This is a genomic window from Marinobacter daqiaonensis (genome assembly GCF_900115285.1).
In the GTDB taxonomy this organism is placed as follows: Bacteria; Pseudomonadota; Gammaproteobacteria; order Pseudomonadales; family Oleiphilaceae; genus Marinobacter; species Marinobacter daqiaonensis.
The window spans coordinates 128882-148026 of sequence record NZ_FOYW01000002.1; the positions used below are offsets into that span (position 1 = coordinate 128882).

Here is a 19145-nt window from a genome sequence, read left to right on the forward strand (position 1 = left end):
AGCTCCCTGGAGGGAAATTACTCCTTCTCTTCGCCTTCTTCCTCACCGCCTTCTTCTTCGTCAGCCTTGGCGCCACGGGGCAGGTGCACGGAAACAACTGCCTGGTCGTGATCTTCACCATGCTGCAGGGCAGCGGAGCGAACGCCTTTCGGCAACTTCAGGTCGCTCAGGTGCAGTACGTCGTCCAGCTGGAGGTCCATGACATCGATTTCGATGAACTCGGGCAGGTCCTGGGGCAGACAGATGACTTCCACTTCGGTCAGCTGGTGGGAGATGACGCCACCCTGCAGCTTGACCACCGGTGCCTTGTCCTCGTTGAGGAAGTGCAGCGGGACGTTGACGTGGATCTCGTGGTCCTTGTCGACACGAAGGAAGTCGGCGTGGGTCAGGAGCAGCTTGTACGGGTGACGCTGCAGATCCTTCAGGATCACGCTTTCTTTCTTGCCGTCGAGCTCAATGGTCAGGATGTGGGAGAAGAATGCTTCGTTCTCCAGTGCCTTCTTGAGCTCGTTGTGCCAGATCGAGATGGGCGTTGCTTCCTTGTTGCCACCATAGATGATGGCCGGAATCTTACGCTCCTCGCGACGCAGGCGGCGGCTCGCACCCTTCCCCTGATCGCCACGAGGAAATGCTTCAATGACAAATTCCTGAGACATGATATGTACCTCGTTGATCATCTGCCGGGCCCGCGACCAGGCTGGCGGCGATGATGGTTCAGAATGCCGGCTTGGTGCCGGCGCTTAAAGCAGAACTGGAGCCCCGTTGAGACAGGGCTCCAGTTCCGGATACGTCAGAATGCGTTCGGGTCTGAGCGGATAAACGCTGCTCAGACGTTCTCGAACATGGCGCTGATGGACTCTTCGTTGCTGACGCGACGAATCGATTCGGCCAACAGGCTGGCCATTCCGAGGGGGCGGATTCTATCACAATTCCTGGCCTTGTCACCCAGCGGAATGGTGTCGCACACCACCAGTTCATCCAGTTGTGACGCATTGATGTTGTCAATGGCCGGGCCAGAGAGTACCGGGTGGGTGATGTAGGCGACCACGCGGGCGGCGCCGTGCTCTTTAAGGGCGTTCGCCGCCTTGCAGAGGGTGCCGGCTGTATCCACGATGTCGTCCACCAGGATACAGGTCTTGTCTTTGACATCGCCGATGATGTGCATGACCTGGGAAACATTGGCCTTGGGGCGACGCTTGTCGATGATGGCCAGGTCCGCGTCGTCCAGGCGCTTGGCGACCGCCCGGGCGCGAACCACGCCGCCGACATCGGGGGACACGACAACGAAATTCTCGAAGCGCTGCTTCTCGATGTCTTCCAGCATCACCGGTGTGGCGTAGATGTTGTCCACCGGGATATCGAAGAATCCCTGAATCTGGTCGGCATGAAGATCGACTGTCAGTACCCGGTCGACGCCGATAGAGGAAATCATGTCAGCCACCACCTTGGCACTGATGGCCACCCGTGTGGAGCGTACCCGGCGATCCTGGCGCGCGTATCCGTAGTAGGGGATTACGGCGGTGATTCGCGTGGCGGAAGCCCGGCGCAGGGCATCGGCCATCACAATCAGTTCCATCAGGTTATCGTTGGTGGGGTAGCAGGTGGGCTGGATAATAAAGACGTCGTGACCGCGAACGTTCTCGTTGATCTCGACGGTTGTCTCACCGTCACTGAAGCGGCCTACGGTTGCCTGTCCCATTGGGATATGAAGTTTCTGGGCAATGGACTTGGCGAGATCCGGGTTGGCATTGCCAGCAAAAATCATCAACTTGGACACGACGGTATCCTTCTCTATATCGGCTTTGGATTCAGAGGAAGAGGAAGAAAGGTGGCTGGGGTGGCAGGATTCGAACCTGCGCATGACGGGATCAAAACCCGTTGCCTTACCACTTGGCGACACCCCATTATCGTGCTGCTCTTTCGGCATCATTCCAGCTCTGTCAGCTTTTTGTTCAGAGGTGAAAGGTTCACCCCTTTAGCTACGAACCCGTTGATGCCGGAGGGTTTACTTGCCCAAACGCGTCGGGCTTCCGCTTCTGTGGGGAAACGTCCAAAGATGCAAGCCCCGGTTCCGGTTAATCTTGCGGGTCCGAATGTGCTCAGCCAGTCCAGGCTGGTTTTTACCTCTGGATACAGTTGCTTAACTACATCCTCACAATCGTTTCGGTACCCTGAGGCGTCTCCCTCAAAAGCGGGCGCTATTGTGATTCGGGGGGTGTTTCTTGTCAACCCTGGCTGAGAAAAAATTTCAGCGGTGCTGATCTCAACCTCCGGTTTTAGTACAACAAACCAGTCCTCCGGAGGATTCGCGGGGGTCAGTTTCTCTCCCACACCCTCACCAAAAGCCGCGTGCCCGCGCACAAACACGGGAACATCTGCACCCAGGGCGAGGCCCAGCTCCGCAAGTTCGTTCACGTCCAGGCCCGTCTTCCAGAGATGGTTCAGACCCAGCAGGGTCGTGGCCGCGTTGGAGCTTCCACCCCCAAGACCGCCTCCCATGGGCAGGCGCTTGTCCAGCGTCAGGCTGACGCCGCGGTGGATGCCGGCGGTGCGTCTGAGTAGCTCGGCCGCCCGTACAGCCAGGTTCTGGTCCTCAGGGACGTCCGCAAGAGCGGGCGTCAGTACGATCCGGTCGTCCTGGCGGCCCTGAAATGTCAGTGAATCGCCGTAGTCCAGAAACTGAAACAGGGTCTGGAGTTCGTGGTAGCCATCGGATCGCCGGCCGGTTATGTGAAGAAAGAGATTGAGTTTCGCAGGTGAGGGCAGGGTAAAAGTGGCGGCAGTCATGGTGTCTGATCGTCGGTCCTGGTCCATGAGGTGACAATAAGGCGTACCAGTTTTTCGCCCTTACGGGCGGTCAGGCGTGCCGGTAGTTCCGGTCGCTCATCGACGAAGTCGCGCCAGCGTTCATAGCGGATGGTCCAGCCGAGCTGACGGACCTGTGCAAGCTTGCCGGCCTGGTCGAAGGCGAGGCGAAAGTCGCCTTCCGGTGCCGGTAGGCCTTTTATCCACCACATCAGGGCGTCGATGGGCAGCTCCCAGCCCGTGGCGGCGTAGATCAGGCCCTGGGGGTCGCTCGATGCATAGCTTTCGCCATCCGGTGTTTCCAGACGGATGTATCCCGGAGAGCCTTCCAGGCGGGTGCTGCCCATGCCCAGAAACGCAGAGGACAGGGCCAGCTCGTAGTGCTCGTTGGACTGGGTCCAGCGGTTGATGACGGCAGAGGCGTTTTCACCGGGCTGCCGGACGGCCAGTTTGCCCGTGAGTCGCCACTGATCGAATGCCTGCAGACGTGCCTGTCGCTCTGCCCAGTCAGCGGGGGGCTGCTCGGTCAGGCCCTCCGGGAGCGGCTCCTGCTGGATGCTGGCGCAGGCGCTCATCAGCAGCGCCACGATCAGGGTCGCAGTGGAATGCTTCAGGCCTCGGGAAAAGTGTCTCACAGGTCGTCGACACCCAGCCGGTCGAGGGTTTCCAGCAGCAGTTCGTGGTCCGGATCGTCATCCAGGGCCCGCCTCCAGACCACCCGGGCCTGGGATTCCTGGCCGAGGGACCAGAGTACCTCACCGTAGTGAGCGGCGATTTCCGGGTCCGGGTAAATCTCATAGGCACGGCGCAGGTAATCCAGGGCTCCTTCTGCGTCGCCCTGCCTGTAGAGGACCCAGCCCATGCTGTCGAGGATGGCCGGGCTGTCCGGGTCCATGGCCAGGGCTTCCTCTATGTATTGCCGGGCTTCCTCCAGCCGGTCGGTGTTCACGGTGAGGATATACCCCAGGGCATTAAGGGCCGTCGGATCTTCTGGCTGCTTCTCGATCATGGCTCGAAGGTCGGCTTCGGCCTGGTCAATGCTGCCCAGCCGTTCGTGAATCATGGCGCGGGCGTACAGCAGACTCTGATTGCCGGGATGTTCCGCCAGGGCCTGGTTGGCAGACTCCAGGGCGAGATCGTAAAGACCCTCCTCCTGCAGCAGATTGACCTCGATCAGCCACAGGCTTGCGGCGTCTTCCGGGCTCTCCTGGCGAATGGCGCGAAGGTGCTCGACAGCCGACATCGAGTCGCCTGTGTCGGCCCGTAATTGCGCCGCACGGGACAGCGCCGTGAAGTAGTGGCTGCCCCCGGTGACCTGTTCATACAGGGTGATGGCCCGGTCGGTATCTCCCTCCTGTTCAGCGATCTGACCAAGGTAGTAGAGGGCCTGGTTACTGTGCTGACCCTGTTCGGCGAGCTGACGGAGCTGGGTCCTGGCGAGTTCCAGTTCGTCATTTTCCAGGGCCACCAGTGCCCAGGAAAGCCGGAGGCCGTGGTTATTGGGGAAGCGCTCCACCAGGCGGGAAAACTCGTCCTGGGCTGCCCGGAACTCGTTCTCGCTCACCAGCATGCGGGCATAGAGGATGCCCAGTTGCTGGTTCTCCGGGTAGCGCCGGGAGCTGGTCTGCAGGTGGCGTAATGCCTTGTCAGTGCGGCCGGTTTCGTGCAGCAGCTCCCCGTACAGCACCAGCGCGGGCTGGAAGTCCCGCTCCTGATCCAGCAAGGGTTCGAGGGTATCAAGGGCCTTCTGGGGCTGGCCGGTTATGTGCTGGAGGAGGGCGTGGCTGTAGCGGATTTCCGGATTGTCCGGATAACGCGCCTGCAGCTCCTCGAACAGACGTAACAGTTCCTGTTGCTGCTCCATGGGAAGGCGCGAGCCCATGGCGGCCAGGCTGTCGAAGTCGGCATCACCGCCCAGGCGAACGATTTCTTCCAGGTGGCGGAGGGTATCTTCCAGCCGGCCGTCCCGCAGGGACTGGATTGCTGATGCACGGTGAGCCGCCTGACTGTCCGGCGCGACATCAATCCAGGTCTGGGTCAGGGTGCGCAGTGCGCTCTCGCTGTTCAGGGATTCGGCTATCAACAGGGCGCGGCGAATCACACCGGGATCCCGTGTCTGTTTCGCCGCTTCGACATAGTTGCCAAGAGTAACGTCATACTGGCCACGCTGGGCCGCGATCTCGCCGACCAGAAGCAGGTAAAGCTCTTCGGGCCGGAAGGATTCCGTTGGCGGTGGTTCGCTGGCGACCGGAGTGACCTTGTCGACGGAGGGCTCATCACTGGCGGGCCTGGTGGTTTCCACCTCGTTCTGGCTGAGGCTGGCGCAGCCAGTGAATGCGAGCAGGCCGATGGCGAGAAACAGGGCTTTTCTTGGCATTGGACTTCCTGACGTAGAGGGCAAGGACACGATGCCTGTGCCGATGGTGGCTCTATGATGGCATAAGCCGTGGGCGCTGCCCAAGTGATCCCGCCCCCCGTCGATGCGCCATGTGAATGAATACTCGGTAATTCCTGAGGGAATACCTGATGTGGCGGGTGGTAGTTGCCGGGCTGCGCCGCTAAAATAGCGGATTAAATATTCGTCAAATCCTGTTCGCGGTATCGGGCGCCGGAGTCAACTCGTAAACTATGGCATTGATCACACTGGGTATTAACCACCGCACGGCGCCGCTGGAGATCCGCGAGCGGGTCGCTTTCACGCCGGAGCGGATGCCTGACGCCTTTCGTGAGCTGCGGATGGCGACGGGCACCAGTGAGGCTGCGATCCTCTCCACCTGTAATCGTACCGAGCTGTACCTTGCCGGGGACGATGACTGTGCCCCCGCGGTTCTGCGCTGGCTGGCGGGTTTTCATCAGGTGGCGCCAGCGGACCTGGAGAACTCCATCTACGTCTACCGGGACAGTGAAGCGGTACGACACATGATGCGGGTAGCGGCCGGGCTCGACTCCATGGTGCTGGGTGAGCCCCAGATATTCGGTCAGCTCAAGGATGCCTACTCTCTGGCGCGGGAACATGGCTCCAGCGGTTCGTTTCTGTCGCGGCTGTTCGAACATACTTTCTCTGTGGCCAAGCGGGTCCGTACTGAAACCGCCATTGGGGAGAACCCGGTATCGGTAGCCTACGCCGCGGTCAACATGGCCCACCATATTTTTTCGGATCTTTCCCGTAACCGGGCCCTGCTGATCGGCGCCGGCAAGACCATAGAACTGGTGGCCCGGCATCTGGCCGATGCGGGAGTGAAGGATTTCGTGGTGGCCAATCGCACCGTCGAACGTGCCCAGGCCCTGGCGGAAACCCACGGTGGCCGGGGCATCGTCCTTTCGGAGATTCCCGACTATCTGGCGGATGTGGACATCGTTATCTCCTCCACGGCCAGCCCGCTGCCCATACTGGGCAAGGGCGCCGTGGAGCGGGCCCTGAAGAAACGCAAACATCGTCCCTACTTCATGGTGGACATTGCCGTCCCCCGGGATATCGAGCCGGAAGTGTCGAAACTGGACGACGTCTACCTGTATACCGTGGATGACCTGCGGCATGTCATCGAAGAGAACCTCCGCTCCCGGGAGGGGGCCGCACGTGAAGCGGAAAACCTGATCATTGCGGGCACCCAGGACTTTCTGGGCCAGATCCGCGCCCTGGACGCGGTGTCCACCCTCAAGCAGTTCCGCCAGCGGGCAGAAACCCTGCGGGATGTGGAAGTGGCGAGGGCAATGCGGGCTCTGAACAGCGGTAATGATCCGGAAACCGTGTTGCGCAGCCTCGCCCGGGGCCTGACCAACAAATTACTGCATGAACCCTCGGTACAGGTTCGCAAGGCCTCCGCCGAGGGCCGTCCGGAAGTGGCGCAGTGGCTGCGGGAGCTGCATCAGCTCGAAGCCCTCGACCCCCAGGACACACCCATCACACTGGAAAAACTATGAAAGCATCCATTCAGGCCCGCCTCGAGCAGCTGGTTGACCGCTTCGAGGAAGTCAGCGCATTGCTGAGTGACCAGGGCGTGATTGCGGACCAGAAAAAATTTCGCGAGCTGTCCAAGGAGTTTGCCGAGATCGAGCCCATCGTTCGTTGTTTCCAGGCCTGGCGCCAGACCCTGGACGATATGGAAACCGCGCGGCAGTTGGCCCGGGAAGGGGATGCCGACATGCGGGAGATGGCGGAAGAGGAGCTGGAGATTGCCCGCCGGAAGCAGGAGGAGCTTGACGAGGAATTGCAGCGCCTGATGCTGCCAAAGGACCCTGATGACAGCAAGAACGTGTTCCTGGAAATCCGGGCCGGCACCGGTGGTGACGAGGCCGCCCTGTTTGCTGGCGATCTTTTTCGCATGTACACCCGCTACGCCGAGACACGCCGCTGGCAGGTGGAGGTGATCAGTGCGAGCGAGGGTGAACACGGTGGTTTCAAGGAGGTTATCAGCCGCCTGAGCGGTGAGAATGTCTACGGCGCCCTCAAGTTCGAATCCGGCGCCCACCGGGTCCAGCGGGTCCCGGAAACCGAGTCCCAGGGCCGCATCCATACCTCTGCCTGTACCGTGGCCGTGATGCCTGAGGCGGATGAGGCCGAAGCCATCGAGATCAGCAAGGCTGACTTGCGGGTGGATACCTTCCGCGCTTCCGGTGCCGGAGGTCAGCACGTCAACAAGACGGACTCCGCCATCCGTATCACTCACATCCCCAGCGGCATTGTGGTGGAATGCCAGGAAGAGCGTTCCCAGCACAAGAACCGGGCCAAGGCCATGAGTTTCCTGCAGTCGCGACTGAAGAACATGGAGGCGGAGAAGCAGGCCCAGTCCCAGGCGGCAGCCCGCAAGAGCCTGGTGGGAAGTGGCGATAGATCCGAGCGTATCCGCACCTACAATTTCCCCCAGGGGCGGGTGACCGACCATCGCATCAACCTGACACTGTACAAGCTGGATGAGGTGATTACCGGGGATCTGGACGCCGTGATCGTTCCGCTCCAACAGGAACACCAGGCCGACCTGCTGGCCAGCCTATCGGATGAGTGAGCAGCCACTTACCTGTGAGCAAGCGCTGGCGGAAGCCGGTGCACGCATTGGCGGTGAATCCCCGCGGCTGGATGCCGAGATACTCCTGACGGAGGTCACTGGCTGGTCCCGCACCCGGTTCCGGGCCTTTCCCGAGGCCGTGCTGGAACCCGCCCAAGTGACCCGGTACCGGCAACTGGTGGAGCGACGCGGCAGTGGAGAGCCAGTGGCCCATATTCTCGGCCACCAGGATTTCTGGACGCTGTCCCTGGAGGTCACCCCCGACACCCTGATTCCCCGACCGGATACCGAATGCCTGGTGGAAACCGCACTCTCGCTACCCATGCCGGAGCGGGCCAGGGTTATCGATCTGGGCACGGGCACGGGCGCCATTGCCCTGGCTCTGCTCAGCGAACGCCCCGGATGGCAGGTCCAGGCGACCGACCTCATTCTTGAGGCCGTCGCCCTGGCCCGCCGTAATGCCCAGCGCTGTGAATTACTCCTGACCGTGATCCGGAGCAACTGGTTCGAGAGCCTGGAGCGCCAGCGGTTTGATCTGATTGTTTCCAACCCTCCCTATATAGAAGAAAACGACCATCACCTCGAGGAAGGGGATGTCCGCCACGAACCGGATTCCGCGCTGGTATCCGGCCCGGATGGCCTTGACGCCCTCCGCCACCTCATTCAGGAAAGTCAGCACTGGCTGACCCCCGGAGGCTGGCTGCTGCTGGAACACGGTTACAATCAGGGCGAGGCGGTGCGTTTGCTGTTCCGGTCCGAGGGGTACTCTAATGTCGAGACCCGGAAGGATTATGGTGGTAACGAGCGCCTGACGCTTGGCCGGTGGCACTGATTTTTTTGCCACGGAAACCACGGAAGTACACGGAAAAAAGAAAACGAAAAAAGAACTGGTCACGGACAGCACGGACAAAGACAGAAGATTTCTTAAAGGATTAAATCATTTCGTCCGTGCCGGTTCGTGAGTGTCCTTGATACAGATTTCTTTCTATTTTCCGTGTACTTCCGTGGATTCCGTGGCTAACCAAGGGTTTTGAAATGCTTAACGACAATGAACTTCTGCGATACAGCCGCCAGCTGCTCCTTCCCCGGTTTGATGTTGAAGGCCAGCTGGCTCTCAAGAAGGCCCGGGTGCTGGTGGTTGGTTGTGGCGGCCTGGGCTGCCCCGTGGCCCTGTACCTGGGCGCGGCTGGTGTTGGCGGGCTGGTTCTGGCGGACAATGATGAGGTGGAGCTGGCAAACCTTCAGCGCCAGATTGCGTTTGACCATAATGCACTTGGTCATTCCAAGGCCGAGGCCCTGACGGATCGTGTTCGCGCGATTAACCCGGACATCTCGGTCACCTTCAGAGAGCAAAGACTGGAAGGCGAGGCGCTGGCGGAGGCGGTTTCCGACGTGGACCTGGTCCTGGACTGCACCGACAACTTCAATACCCGCTTCGCCCTCAACCGGGCCTGCGTCAGCGCGAGAATACCGCTGGTGTCCGGTGCTGCCATTCGTGGGGAAGGGCAGGTGTCGGTGTTCGATTCCCGGAACGAGGCCAGTCCCTGTTACCACTGTCTTTACCCGGAGCAGGGCAATGAAGACCTGACCTGTTCGGAGGCTGGCGTGATCGGCCCGTTGGTGGGCATGATAGGCACTACTCAGGCCATGGAGGCCATCAAGGTAATTTCCGGCAAGGGCCGGCCCCTGGTGGGTCGCCTGCTGATTCTGGATGCCTGGCAGATGGAGTGGCGGGAAATGAAGCTGGCGCGGGATCCGGATTGTCAGGTATGCGGTTAGATTATGCGTTGTCAGTTCTCCTCAAGGGCGTTCTGGAACAGAGGTTTTTTCTTCCTGCGAATAGCACCAATGTTAGAAAGCGCATGGAGTGAGACCTTTTTCCAGGACCGTCGAGCGCCAGGGATGGCGCTCGTCGAGCCCTACATGGACGTACTTGCGGGGCGTGTCCTGGAAAAAGGTATCGCTTCAGGTGCCAATCCCTCTGGGCATCAGTCCTGGAGGACTGTAAATCCGTGCCTGGGCCCGCAAGGCGATGCCCTTTTCCGGGACACGCCGTAAATCCATCCATGGAGGCTCTTCAAAAACGTCCCTGTTTTTGAAGGTCCCGGAAAAGGGCCTCACCTTACGTGCTTCGATCTTGGGTGCTATTCGCTTTGAGATTTATTCTCACTTTTTCAGGGCTTGAAACCTTGCAATAGCCTCCTTCCGGCTCTCCTTGAGATCCACGATGGGCCGAGGGTAGCCCTTGGGAATCTCGCCACCTGCTCCAGGGTTGTGAATCCGCTTGTTGTCCAGCTTCTCCAGCTCTGGCACCCAGCGGCGGATGAACTCTCCCTTTGGGTCGAACCGCTCACTCTGGGTCGCCGGGTTGAAGACCCGGAAGTAGGGTGCCGAGTCGGTGCCGGTGGAAGCGCTCCACTGCCAGCCCCCGTTATTCGAGGCAAGGAAGCCGTCCACCAGGTTGCCCATGAACCAGGCCTCGCCGTGGCGCCAGTCAATGAACAGGTTCTTGCTGAGGAACATGGCGGTGACCATTCGCAGGCGGTTGTGCATCCAGCCCGTTTCCCGCAGCTGGCGCATGGCTGCATCGACAATGGGAATGCCGGTACGGCCCTCCTTCCAGGCCTCGAAATGCTCTCCGGGCGGGTTCCAGTCCAACGCCTCGGTGTCCTCCTTGAACGCCCTGTGCATGGATACCCTGGGGTAGTGGTAAAGGATATTGATATAGAAGTCCCGCCAGGCGATTTCGGTGACCCAGGTGCTGAACCCCTCCTGATTGCCACCCTGGCCCTGAGCCTGTCTGGCCGCGATCAGACACTGGCGGCCCGACAGCACGCCAATGGCAAGGTAAGGGGACAGCTGGCTGGTGCCGTCCACCGCGGGAAAGTCCCGCAGGCTGCTGTAGTCACCGCACCGCTCATCAAGGAAGCGCTCCAGTTGGTCATGGGCCGCCTGCTCACTGGGTGGCACCAGCAGCGGGGGCGGTGTGTCGAAACCGAGATCCGTGGCACTCAGACCGTGTTTTTTCCAGGCGAACGCTTCGCCGTTCGGCTCCGGAACCGGGAAGAGGGTTGGGGATGTTTCGTCGATCCATTGCCGCCAGTTGCGGGCGAATGGCGTAAACACGGAATAGGGTTCGTTCCTGCCGGTGAGTATGGTGCCGACCGGCGCGACGGTCTGGTCCCGGTACTTGCTGACCCGGATGTCGGCCCGGCCAAGCTGTTCGCGGATACGCCGGTCGCGACGGCGCTCGTTGACGCCGTATTCTTCATTGAAGTGCACATGAGCGATGCCATGGTCCTGACAATGGGAAGCAATTTTGTCCTCACTGGCGGTAAAGTCGCCGCATTGAAGAATGTGCAGCACAATGCCAAGGTCCGCCAGCTGTTGTCCAAGGTCATCCAGATGGTCCAGGATGAGCTGCACCTTTGCCGGTGACCAGTCGTGTTCCGACCACTGGTCCGGTGTTATCAGGAAAACGGCCTGGACCGGCTCCTTCTGTTTGCAGGCGGCGGCGAGTGCAGGATTATCGGCGGTACGCAGATCATTGCGAAACCATACCAGTTGGGTCATGAAAAGGCCCCGGGACAAGTGTTAATTCTAAATGGGTTTGTTAGCGTCGCTGCTTATATTCGCTGGTGCTGCCAGCCTGGATTATAGTAAGTGTATATCGGCAATAAGAATCTTCGTTGGCAATTATGCGTATTGAGCGCATTGGCATTGCCCCCTCTAATGCGCCCTGTTTTTACGCGTTGGCGCAGCCCGAATCGTCCGACAAGGAGCCAAAGCATGCCCGGAAACGTTCCAACCAAACAGGCGCCTGGTGAAGGTGTGGCGGAACGAGTCGCTCTCGGCTGGAGAGAATGGCTCGCACTGCCGGATCTGGACATCCCTCTGCTCAAGGCTAAAGTGGATACCGGCGCCCGCACTTCCTGTCTGCACACCTTCCGAACCGAGCCCTATACCGTGGACGGACAAAGGAGAGTGAAGTTCTGGGTACATCCGAAACAGAACGACCTTCAGGAAGTGGCGGAATGCGATGCCGCTGTGATCGACGAACGCTCGGTAACGGATTCCGGTGGCCACAAGGAATTGCGACTGGTGATTGAGACCCGGGTGATGGTGGGCGACCAGATCTGGCCCATCGAGATGACACTGACGAATCGCGACACCATGCGGTTTCGCATGCTACTTGGACGCACGGCCATGGCCGGACGTTGCACCGTATTACCTGAAGCCTCCTACCTGGCCGGAGATCCGGCACTAAGGACTGAAGAATGAAGATAGCGATTCTCTCCCGTAACAGGCACCTGTATTCGACTCGTCGCCTGGTGGAAGAGGGTATCAACCGGGGCCATGAGGTGCGGGTGGTTGACGCGCTGCACTGTTCCATGAACATCACGTCCGCCAAGCCCCAGATCCACTACCACGAAGAAATCCTGGAAGACTTCGATGTAGTGATCCCCCGGATCGGCGCCTCGGTGACTTTTTACGGCACGGCGGTACTGCGTCAGTTCGAAATGATGGGTGTATTCCCGGTGAACGAATCCGTGGCCATTACCCGCTCCCGGGATAAGTTACGCTCGCTGCAGCTGCTGGCCCGTAAGGGGGTTGGCATGCCTGTAACCGGTTTTGCCAACAAGCCGGACAACGTGCCGGAGCTGCTGAAGATGGTGGGCGGCGCTCCGGTGGTGATCAAGTTGTTGCAGGGCACCCAGGGCATCGGCGTGGTGCTTGCGGAGACCCGCAAGGCGGCGGAAAGCGTCATTGAAGCCTTTATGGGCCTCAAGGCGGACATTCTGGTGCAGGAGTTCATCAAGGAAGCCGGTGGCGCCGACATCCGCTGCTTCGTTATTGGCGACAAGGTGATTGCCGCCATGAAGCGCCAGGGCGCGGAAGGAGAGTTTCGTTCCAACCTGCACCGTGGCGGTACCGCATCACTGATCCGGATTACTCCGGAAGAGCGCCGCACCGCCATTACGGCGGCCAAGTCCATGGGGCTCAATGTGGCCGGCGTTGATCTGCTGCGCTCCAGCCGTGGGCCGCTGGTCATGGAAGTCAACTCGTCTCCCGGTCTGGAAGGTATCGAAAATGCTACCGGCAAGAACGTGGCGGGAATGATCATCAGCTGGACCGAACGCAATCAGCAACCCTGGAAAACCAAGACAAAAGGAAGAGGTTAGTGGCTCGTGCTCCCTTCGTTATCGCGGATACTGAAATCAAGGCAGGCACCCGGCAGACCATTGAGGTGCCGGTGGCGAAGCTGTATACCCATACGCCCCTGAACATTCCGGTCGAAGTGGTGCACGGCCGTCGTGATGGACCTGTCATGATGGTCTGCGGAGCCATCCACGGGGATGAAATCAACGGTGTGGAAATCGTCCGTCGTGTGCTGAAGAATTCGGCACTGCGGCATTTGCGGGGCACCCTGGTGGCGGTTCCCATCGTCAATATTTTTGGCTTTGTCCAGCGCACCCGCTACCTGCCTGACCGGCGCGATCTGAACCGGTGTTTCCCCGGCTCCGAGAGTGGTTCGCTGGGTGGCCGTATCGCCTATCTTCTGCGGACCCAGATCATGGAGAAGGTCACCCACATCATCGACCTGCATACCGGCGCCGTACACCGTTTCAATCTGCCCCAGATCCGGGCCGAGCTCAAGAACCCTGAGACGGCGCGCATGGCGGAAGCCTTCGGCGCGCCGATCATTCTCAATGCCAGCCTGAGGGAGGGCAGCCTGCGGGAATACGCCGACTCCCTGGATATTCCGGTTATTACCTTCGAGGGAGGTGAGGCCCTGAGATTTGACGAAGTGGTTATCGCCAGCGGGGTAAAAGGCGTTGTCCGGGTGATGCGTTCCCTCGACATGATCCCGGCGAAGAAAGGTCCGAAAAGTCCTCGCAAGCGTTCCGAGACGGCAGCCACGTCCACCTGGGTACGGGCTGATATCGACGGCATCATGCGGCCGGTGGCCCGGCTTGGCCAGAAAGTGCGCAAGGGCCAGCGCCTGGCGATGGTGGCGGATCCTTTCGGTGAAACCGAAGTCAGCGTGACTTCGCCGATTTCCGGTATCGTGATCTGCGTGAACAATCTGCCCCTGGTAAACGAGGGCGAGGCCATTTACCACGTTGCCCGTTTTGACGAACTGGGCGAGGCGGAAAAAGCCATGGATTACTTCCGTTCCTCGCTGGACCCGGAAGTCACCGAGGCGGTGCTCCCGGTGCATCCCTGGGACAATGACCCCAGGTAGGAAAAGGGAACGAGTACCCGAAGTATGGATGGCGGGGCAGGCACCGAGAATAGCGGTTGCGAATTCCGCTTCACACTCGAAAACCATCAGGGGGAAACCAGGCATGATCTGGGACCAGACCACAGTGGAGTTACCGCAATACCCACGAGGTGTTCACCTGATTACCAACGAGGTATTGTCCAGCGGCCCTGACCTGCGCAACTGCCAGGTGGGGCTGTTGCACCTGTTCATCCAGCATACCTCAGCATCGCTTGCCATCAACGAGAATGCGGATCCGGACGTGCGGGGCGATGTCGAGCGTCACCTGAACGTGATGGTGCCGGAAAATGCGCCTCACTTTGAACACACACTGGAGGGGCCGGACGACATGCCGGCCCACATCAAGAGCATTCTGATCGGACCCAGCCTGACCATTCCGGTCAGTGGCGGCCATCTGGCCCTGGGCACCTGGCAGGGTATTTACCTGTGTGAACACCGTAACCGCGGCGGTGAGCGCCGGATTATCGCGACCCTGCAGGGGCGGTGGTAAGAGACGGGACACTGGTGTCAGATCCAGGGCGTGAGTTCAAACAGGGTGCCGAGTCCCTTTTGCGGGCGGAGTTTTCCACACAGCCGGAGAGCCTCCCAGAAACTCACCTGGTTGGCGGTCAGGACCGGTTTGCCCACCGTGTGCTCCAGCTCCATCAGCCAGGCTGCGGAGTGCAGTGCGGTATCGGGGATCAGCAGGGCTTCGGCGTCGGGATGATTATTGTCCCGGGCCATGCCAAGCACGTCGTCACGCCCCAGAGTCCCCGCCTCTGCCGCGGTGGTGATTCCCTGACCGGTCATGTGAACCACTTCTATGTCAAAGTGCTCGAGAAAGACCCTGAAAAGGCTGGCCACATCCTCGGGATAGGTTGCCGCGATGGCGACCCGGCGGGCGTTGATCAGGGTAACGGCCCTGGCAAATGCCATGGCAGTGGTTGAGGCGGGAACGCAAAGCGCTTTTTCCAGGGCATCAATCTGCCGTCGAATGCCCTCCAGGCCAAGTACGAAACTGGCACTGGTCGAAGCCCAGAGGACCGACTCCACTCCGTGATCTGCCAGTTCCCGGGCGCCAGCCGCAAGGCGGGGCTCACTGCCCATTTCCGCGAGGGCGGGCACCGTGTGGGCATCCTCGAGGAAATCGGTATGAATCAGGTGCACATCGGCCGGTGGCAGCACATGGCGGCCCAGGCGGCGATAGTCGTCCTCGGCGGCATGCCCCGGGTAGAGAAAACCGATGCGGGCGGTCTGGGGATGCTCTTGGGTCATCACGGAGTCCTTCTCGCGCGTGCTGTCTTACCAGACTATGGTAGTGGTAAGGAGGGGTCAAACTGGTCGCGGTAACTCTGGACACCAGCTTGAGTGAGGCCCCGGTTCCATTACAATGGCCACCTTGCCACTGAGGAGGCCGTATCTTGGGCAGACAGAACAAAGCGAAACCGCAGACCCGGACCCTCGCCCAGCGAATTGCCATGGCGCTAATCAACCTGGCTGGCTGGCGGGTCCCGCCGTTTCCGGATGTGGACAAGTCCGTGGTGGTGGGTGGTCCCCATACCTCGAACTGGGACGGGGTGATCGGTCTCACCGCGGCCGTCGCACTGGGTGTGGAAGCCCGTTTTCTGATCAAGCACAATCTTTTCAGGGGACCGCTGGGCTGGCTGTTGAGGCGGCTCGGTGGTGTGCCGGTGGATCGCAGCAAACCCGGAGGCGTGGTGGGCCAGGCCGCCCGCGAGATGATGGAAAGTGACCGTCTGATTCTGGCGGTCACTCCGGAGGGAACCCGTAGCGGCGCCGCCAGATGGAAAACCGGCTTTCATCACATTGCCCTTCGGACAGGCGTGCCCATTGTGGTCACCGTGATTGACTATCGCCACAAGGAGCTCCGGTTTCCACTTATCCTGGAGCCCACGGAAGATCTGGAAGCGGATCTGGAGCGCATCTACGAGTGTTTCGCCAGTGTCACGCCAAAACATCCTGAGAAACTGTCGGAACCGGTCAGGGTAAGGTATCACGCCCGCTCCGCCGCCGGCGACAGGGAAACTGATTGATCCCCATTGATATGTCCGGAGGAAGCCGCAGGTACACCAATGAAGCCATAAAATATTCAGGAGGTGACCATGGAACTGCCGATCAAGGACCGCACGACTGCAGGAGAACACCTGGCAAAGGCTTTCGGTCGATATCGTGACGACGGTGATGTGCTGGTACTGGCGTTGCCCAGGGGCGGGGTTCCGGTGGCCGCGCCGGTCGCGAGGCACCTGAAAGCACCGCTGGATCTGATGGTGGTTCGCAAGCTGGGTTTTCCTGGTCATGAGGAATTCGCCATGGGTGCGATAGCCAGCGGTGGTGTGCGGATCATGAATGATGACGCCCTTCGACGTATCCCGGTCTCGGACGATCAGATCGAACGGGTGGCGGACAAAGAGCAGGCGGAACTGGAGCGGCGCGAGACCACCTATCGCGGGGACCGGCCCTTGCCGGAAATCGAAGGGCGGACCGTGGTCCTGGTGGATGATGGCATTGCCACCGGCGCCACCATGCGCGCGGCCATGCAGGCCTGCAGGAAGCAAGGTGCAAAACGCGTGGTGGTGGGCGTGCCCGTAGGGCCGAAGGAAACCATCGACAGGTTTTCCCGGGAAGCCGATGAAGTCATCTGCCTCTCCACGCCGGAGAATTTTTCCTCCATTGGCCAGTGGTACCAGAGCTTTGGCCAGACCAGCGACGATGAAGTCCGTTCCCTGCTGAACGATGCATGGGAGAACGAGGACTCAGGCTGATCAGGCGGTCAATCCCGGCCCCTGAATACCCTCAGGTAGCAGTATTCAGGGGCTCCTGGATGGGCTTGCCTCAGTCAGGGACTCTACCCCTTTTCCACTTTCTCACTTGTGTCGTCCTGGTCCTCATTCATGCCTTCCTCACCGGACGACTGATCTTCCTGATCGGACTTGCCGGGATCCCCGCCCCGTTGCTTGCGATCCGTTTCTTCCCGACCGTCGTTGTGTTCTGACCCGGCCGGCAGGTCGAGCAGCTCGCTGATCCGATCCGCTTCCAGGGTTTCCTCTTCCAGAAGGTGTTCAGCCAGGGTTTCCAGGCGCTTGCGGTTTTCTTCCAGTTTCTGCTTCACGTCCGATTCAATCTGCGTGATCAGCTTGCGCACTTCCTCGTCGATTTTCTCGGCGGTGGCATCACTGAATTCCCGCTCCTTGGAGATGTCCTGGCCCAAGAACACTTCCTCCTGGCTGGCGCTTACCGAAACAGGGCCGATGGCATCGCTCATGCCCCACTGTGAAACCATGCGGCGGGCGAGTTTGGTTGCCTGCTCGATATCCTGCTGTGCACCGCTGCTGACCTCCCCGAATATCACCTGCTCCGAGACGCGGCCCCCGAGCATGACCGCGATACGGTCGCGGGCATAGCTGGCGGTCATGTTCAGGCGGTCTTCGTCCGGCGCCTGTTCGGTGGCCCCGAGCGCCTGGCCGCGGGGTATGATGGTGACCTTTTCCAGCGGGTCGGCGTTGGCGAACAGCAGGGCGGTCAGCGCATGGCCCGACTCGTGGTAGGCAATGAGCTCTTTTTCCTTGTCGTTGATGGTCTGTTCACGTTCTGCCCCCATCAGCAGCTTGTCCCTGGCCTTATCAAAGTGCCCCATGGCAACCGTATTGCTTCCGTCCCGCCCGGCGAACAGAGCGGCCTCATTGGCCAGGTTCTCGAGATCCGCACCGGAGAAGCCGACGGTCCGGCGTGCGATGGCATCCAGCGAGACATCCTCGTCCAGGGGCAGGGGTTTGGTGTGAATTTTCAGTATCTCTTTGCGGGCCTCCCGGTGAGGACGGTCCAGGGTTACCTTACGGTCGAACCGACCCGGGCGGAGGAGAGCCGGGTCCAGCACGTCCGGGCGGTTGGTGGCGGCGATCACCACCACGGTCTCGTGGGGAGAGAAGCCGTCCATCTCCGACAGTATCTGATTCAGGGTCTGTTCCCGTTCGTCGTGGCCACCGCCGACACCGGCGCCGCGGGCGCGACCGATGGCGTCCAGCTCATCGATGAAGATGATGGAGGGTGATTCCTTGCGGGCTTCCTCGAACATGTTGCGGACCCGGGACGCCCCCACGCCCACAAACATCTCGATAAACTCGGACCCGGAAATGGAGAAGAAAGGCACATCGGCCTCGCCAGCCACGGCTCTGGCCATCAGGGTCTTTCCGGTACCCGGAGGACCGACCATCAATACGCCCCGGGGCAGTTTCGCACCCAGTTTCTGGTAGTAGGTGGGGTCCTTCAGGTATTCGACAATTTCCGTCAGATCGCGTTTGGCGCCTTCCGATCCGGCCACGTCGTCGAAGCTCTTCTGTGGATCGTCACGACTGTAACGACGGGCCCTGGACTTGCCAAAACTGAACAGGCCGCCCTGCTGGCCACCTCCCATCTGCCCCTGCATTCGTCTCCAGAAGTAGAAGATCAGCGCCGCGATCAGCAGCCAGGGGAGAAGACCCACCAAGAGGCGTGACCACCACTGGGGTTCGGACGGCTCCGCCTCGATGGTGACGTTGTTCTGTTCAAGGAGCTCCACCACCTGGGGATCTCCTACTTCAGGCACCTGGGTCTGAAACCGGTCCCGGGGCTGTTCAGCCAGTTCTCCCGCATCACCCGCTTCTTTTGAGGCAAATGTTCCGGTGATGGTGTGGCCTTCGATGGTGACACTGGCAACTTCGCCGGCCTCGACCCTTTGCTTGAATTCGGTGAAATCCAGTTCCTCCATTCCCGGGCCGGAGAACAGCTGAATACCATAGAAAATGATCAGGGCGATGACCAGGTAGTTCAGGAAGGGTGGCATCCGGGGCGATGGCCGGTTTCCGCGTTCGCCCAGCTGGCCCATGGGGTCAGTCGGTTCTTTGCGGTCTTTTTCCGGTTCCGGGGATTTCTGGTCCGGGTTATGCTCTGAACCCTTACTGGCGTCGGCCATCTGGAGCCCTCCGTCCAAAAATTAACAGGATAATCATCTACTACGATGAAGCCTCAGACTGGTATTTCAACCGGTCCGGGGTTTCTCTCGCCGGCGGACGCAA

At 60.3% G+C, this 19145-nt stretch carries 18 protein-coding genes and 1 tRNA gene; 10 read left to right on the forward strand and 9 right to left on the reverse strand.

Translation table 11 applies throughout. The annotated features are described in order from the left end of the window. Positions 1-17: 17 nt before the first annotated feature. The 6 genes from BM346_RS13330 to BM346_RS13355 all read right to left on the reverse strand — a co-directional run bounded on the left by BM346_RS13330 (position 18) and on the right by BM346_RS13355 (position 5182). Positions 18-656, reverse strand: coding sequence for a 50S ribosomal protein L25/general stress protein Ctc (locus tag BM346_RS13330; RefSeq protein ID WP_092015001.1), 639 nt, complete (start codon positions 654-656; stop codon positions 18-20). 170 nt (positions 657-826) lie between these two features. After that, a complete protein-coding gene (locus BM346_RS13335) occupies positions 827-1777 on the reverse strand; it encodes a ribose-phosphate diphosphokinase (protein WP_092014043.1) in 951 nt (316 codons plus the stop codon). A gap of 52 nt (positions 1778-1829) precedes the next feature. Further along, a tRNA-Gln gene (locus tag BM346_RS13340) sits at positions 1830-1904 on the reverse strand. Positions 1905-1926: 22 nt separating this feature from the next. Next, a complete protein-coding gene (gene ispE / locus BM346_RS13345; protein WP_092014046.1) occupies positions 1927-2787 on the reverse strand; it encodes a 4-(cytidine 5'-diphospho)-2-C-methyl-D-erythritol kinase in 861 nt (286 codons plus the stop codon). Next, a complete protein-coding gene (lolB, locus tag BM346_RS13350; protein ID WP_227663010.1) occupies positions 2784-3440 on the reverse strand; it encodes a lipoprotein insertase outer membrane protein LolB in 657 nt (218 codons plus the stop codon). The genes ispE and lolB overlap by 4 nt, the downstream gene beginning before the upstream one ends. Beyond that, positions 3437-5182 carry a tetratricopeptide repeat protein gene (locus BM346_RS13355; RefSeq protein WP_092014050.1) on the reverse strand — a complete coding sequence of 582 codons (1746 nt, stop codon included), beginning with the start codon at positions 5180-5182 and terminating at the stop codon, positions 3437-3439. The genes lolB and BM346_RS13355 overlap by 4 nt, the downstream gene beginning before the upstream one ends. A gap of 251 nt (positions 5183-5433) precedes the next feature. On the opposite strand from BM346_RS13355, the gene hemA reads away from it, so the two are divergent. The 4 genes from hemA to BM346_RS13375 all read left to right on the forward strand — a co-directional run bounded on the left by hemA (position 5434) and on the right by BM346_RS13375 (position 9587). Beyond that, positions 5434-6726, forward strand: coding sequence for a glutamyl-tRNA reductase (hemA, locus tag BM346_RS13360; RefSeq protein ID WP_092014053.1), 1293 nt, complete (start codon positions 5434-5436; stop codon positions 6724-6726). Then, positions 6723-7808, forward strand: a complete 1086-nt coding sequence (gene prfA, locus BM346_RS13365) for a peptide chain release factor 1 (RefSeq protein ID WP_092014056.1) — start codon at positions 6723-6725, stop codon at positions 7806-7808. The genes hemA and prfA overlap by 4 nt, the downstream gene beginning before the upstream one ends. Beyond that, positions 7801-8640, forward strand: a complete 840-nt coding sequence (gene prmC, locus BM346_RS13370) for a peptide chain release factor N(5)-glutamine methyltransferase (protein WP_092014060.1) — start codon at positions 7801-7803, stop codon at positions 8638-8640. Before prfA ends, prmC begins: the two co-directional genes overlap by 8 nt. A 203-nt stretch (positions 8641-8843) precedes the next feature. Further along, the gene (locus BM346_RS13375; RefSeq protein WP_092014063.1) at positions 8844-9587 is read left to right on the forward strand and encodes a HesA/MoeB/ThiF family protein; all 744 of its coding nucleotides are present in this window, start codon (positions 8844-8846) and stop codon (positions 9585-9587) included. Positions 9588-9974: 387 nt separating this feature from the next. Here the strand turns inward: BM346_RS13375 and phrB are convergent, their stop codons facing one another. Then, on the reverse strand, positions 9975-11381 hold the full coding sequence (phrB, locus tag BM346_RS13380; RefSeq protein WP_092014066.1) for a deoxyribodipyrimidine photo-lyase: 1407 nt from the start codon (positions 11379-11381) through the stop codon (positions 9975-9977). A gap of 216 nt (positions 11382-11597) precedes the next feature. On the opposite strand from phrB, the gene BM346_RS13385 reads away from it, so the two are divergent. The 4 genes from BM346_RS13385 (at position 11598) to BM346_RS13400 (ending at position 14584) form a co-directional block, all read left to right on the forward strand. Next, positions 11598-12089, forward strand: coding sequence for an ATP-dependent zinc protease family protein (locus BM346_RS13385; RefSeq protein ID WP_092014069.1), 492 nt, complete (start codon positions 11598-11600; stop codon positions 12087-12089). Beyond that, positions 12086-12991 carry a 30S ribosomal protein S6--L-glutamate ligase gene (rimK, locus tag BM346_RS13390; protein WP_092014073.1) on the forward strand — a complete coding sequence of 302 codons (906 nt, stop codon included), beginning with the start codon at positions 12086-12088 and terminating at the stop codon, positions 12989-12991. Before BM346_RS13385 ends, rimK begins: the two co-directional genes overlap by 4 nt. Further along, the gene (locus tag BM346_RS13395; protein ID WP_092014076.1) at positions 12991-14055 is read left to right on the forward strand and encodes a succinylglutamate desuccinylase/aspartoacylase family protein; all 1065 of its coding nucleotides are present in this window, start codon (positions 12991-12993) and stop codon (positions 14053-14055) included. Before rimK ends, BM346_RS13395 begins: the two co-directional genes overlap by 1 nt. A 103-nt stretch (positions 14056-14158) precedes the next feature. After that, positions 14159-14584, forward strand: coding sequence for a secondary thiamine-phosphate synthase enzyme YjbQ (locus tag BM346_RS13400; RefSeq protein ID WP_092014081.1), 426 nt, complete (start codon positions 14159-14161; stop codon positions 14582-14584). A gap of 17 nt (positions 14585-14601) precedes the next feature. On the opposite strand, the gene BM346_RS13405 is transcribed toward BM346_RS13400, so the two are convergent. Further along, complete coding sequence (locus tag BM346_RS13405) at positions 14602-15348, reverse strand: maleate cis-trans isomerase family protein (RefSeq protein WP_092014083.1); 747 nt, start codon at positions 15346-15348, stop codon at positions 14602-14604. A 146-nt stretch (positions 15349-15494) separates the two neighbouring features. Between BM346_RS13405 and BM346_RS13410 the strand changes: the two genes are divergently transcribed. Beyond that, the gene (locus tag BM346_RS13410; protein ID WP_206675730.1) at positions 15495-16127 is read left to right on the forward strand and encodes a 1-acyl-sn-glycerol-3-phosphate acyltransferase; all 633 of its coding nucleotides are present in this window, start codon (positions 15495-15497) and stop codon (positions 16125-16127) included. A gap of 69 nt (positions 16128-16196) precedes the next feature. Beyond that, positions 16197-16856: a phosphoribosyltransferase gene (locus BM346_RS13415; protein WP_092014086.1), complete on the forward strand. Its 660-nt coding sequence runs from the start codon at positions 16197-16199 to the stop codon at positions 16854-16856. A gap of 83 nt (positions 16857-16939) precedes the next feature. Here BM346_RS13415 and ftsH read toward each other — a convergent pair whose 3' ends face one another. Next, complete coding sequence (gene ftsH / locus BM346_RS13420; RefSeq protein ID WP_092014089.1) at positions 16940-19042, reverse strand: ATP-dependent zinc metalloprotease FtsH; 2103 nt, start codon at positions 19040-19042, stop codon at positions 16940-16942. Between the last annotated feature and the right edge of the window lie 103 nt (positions 19043-19145).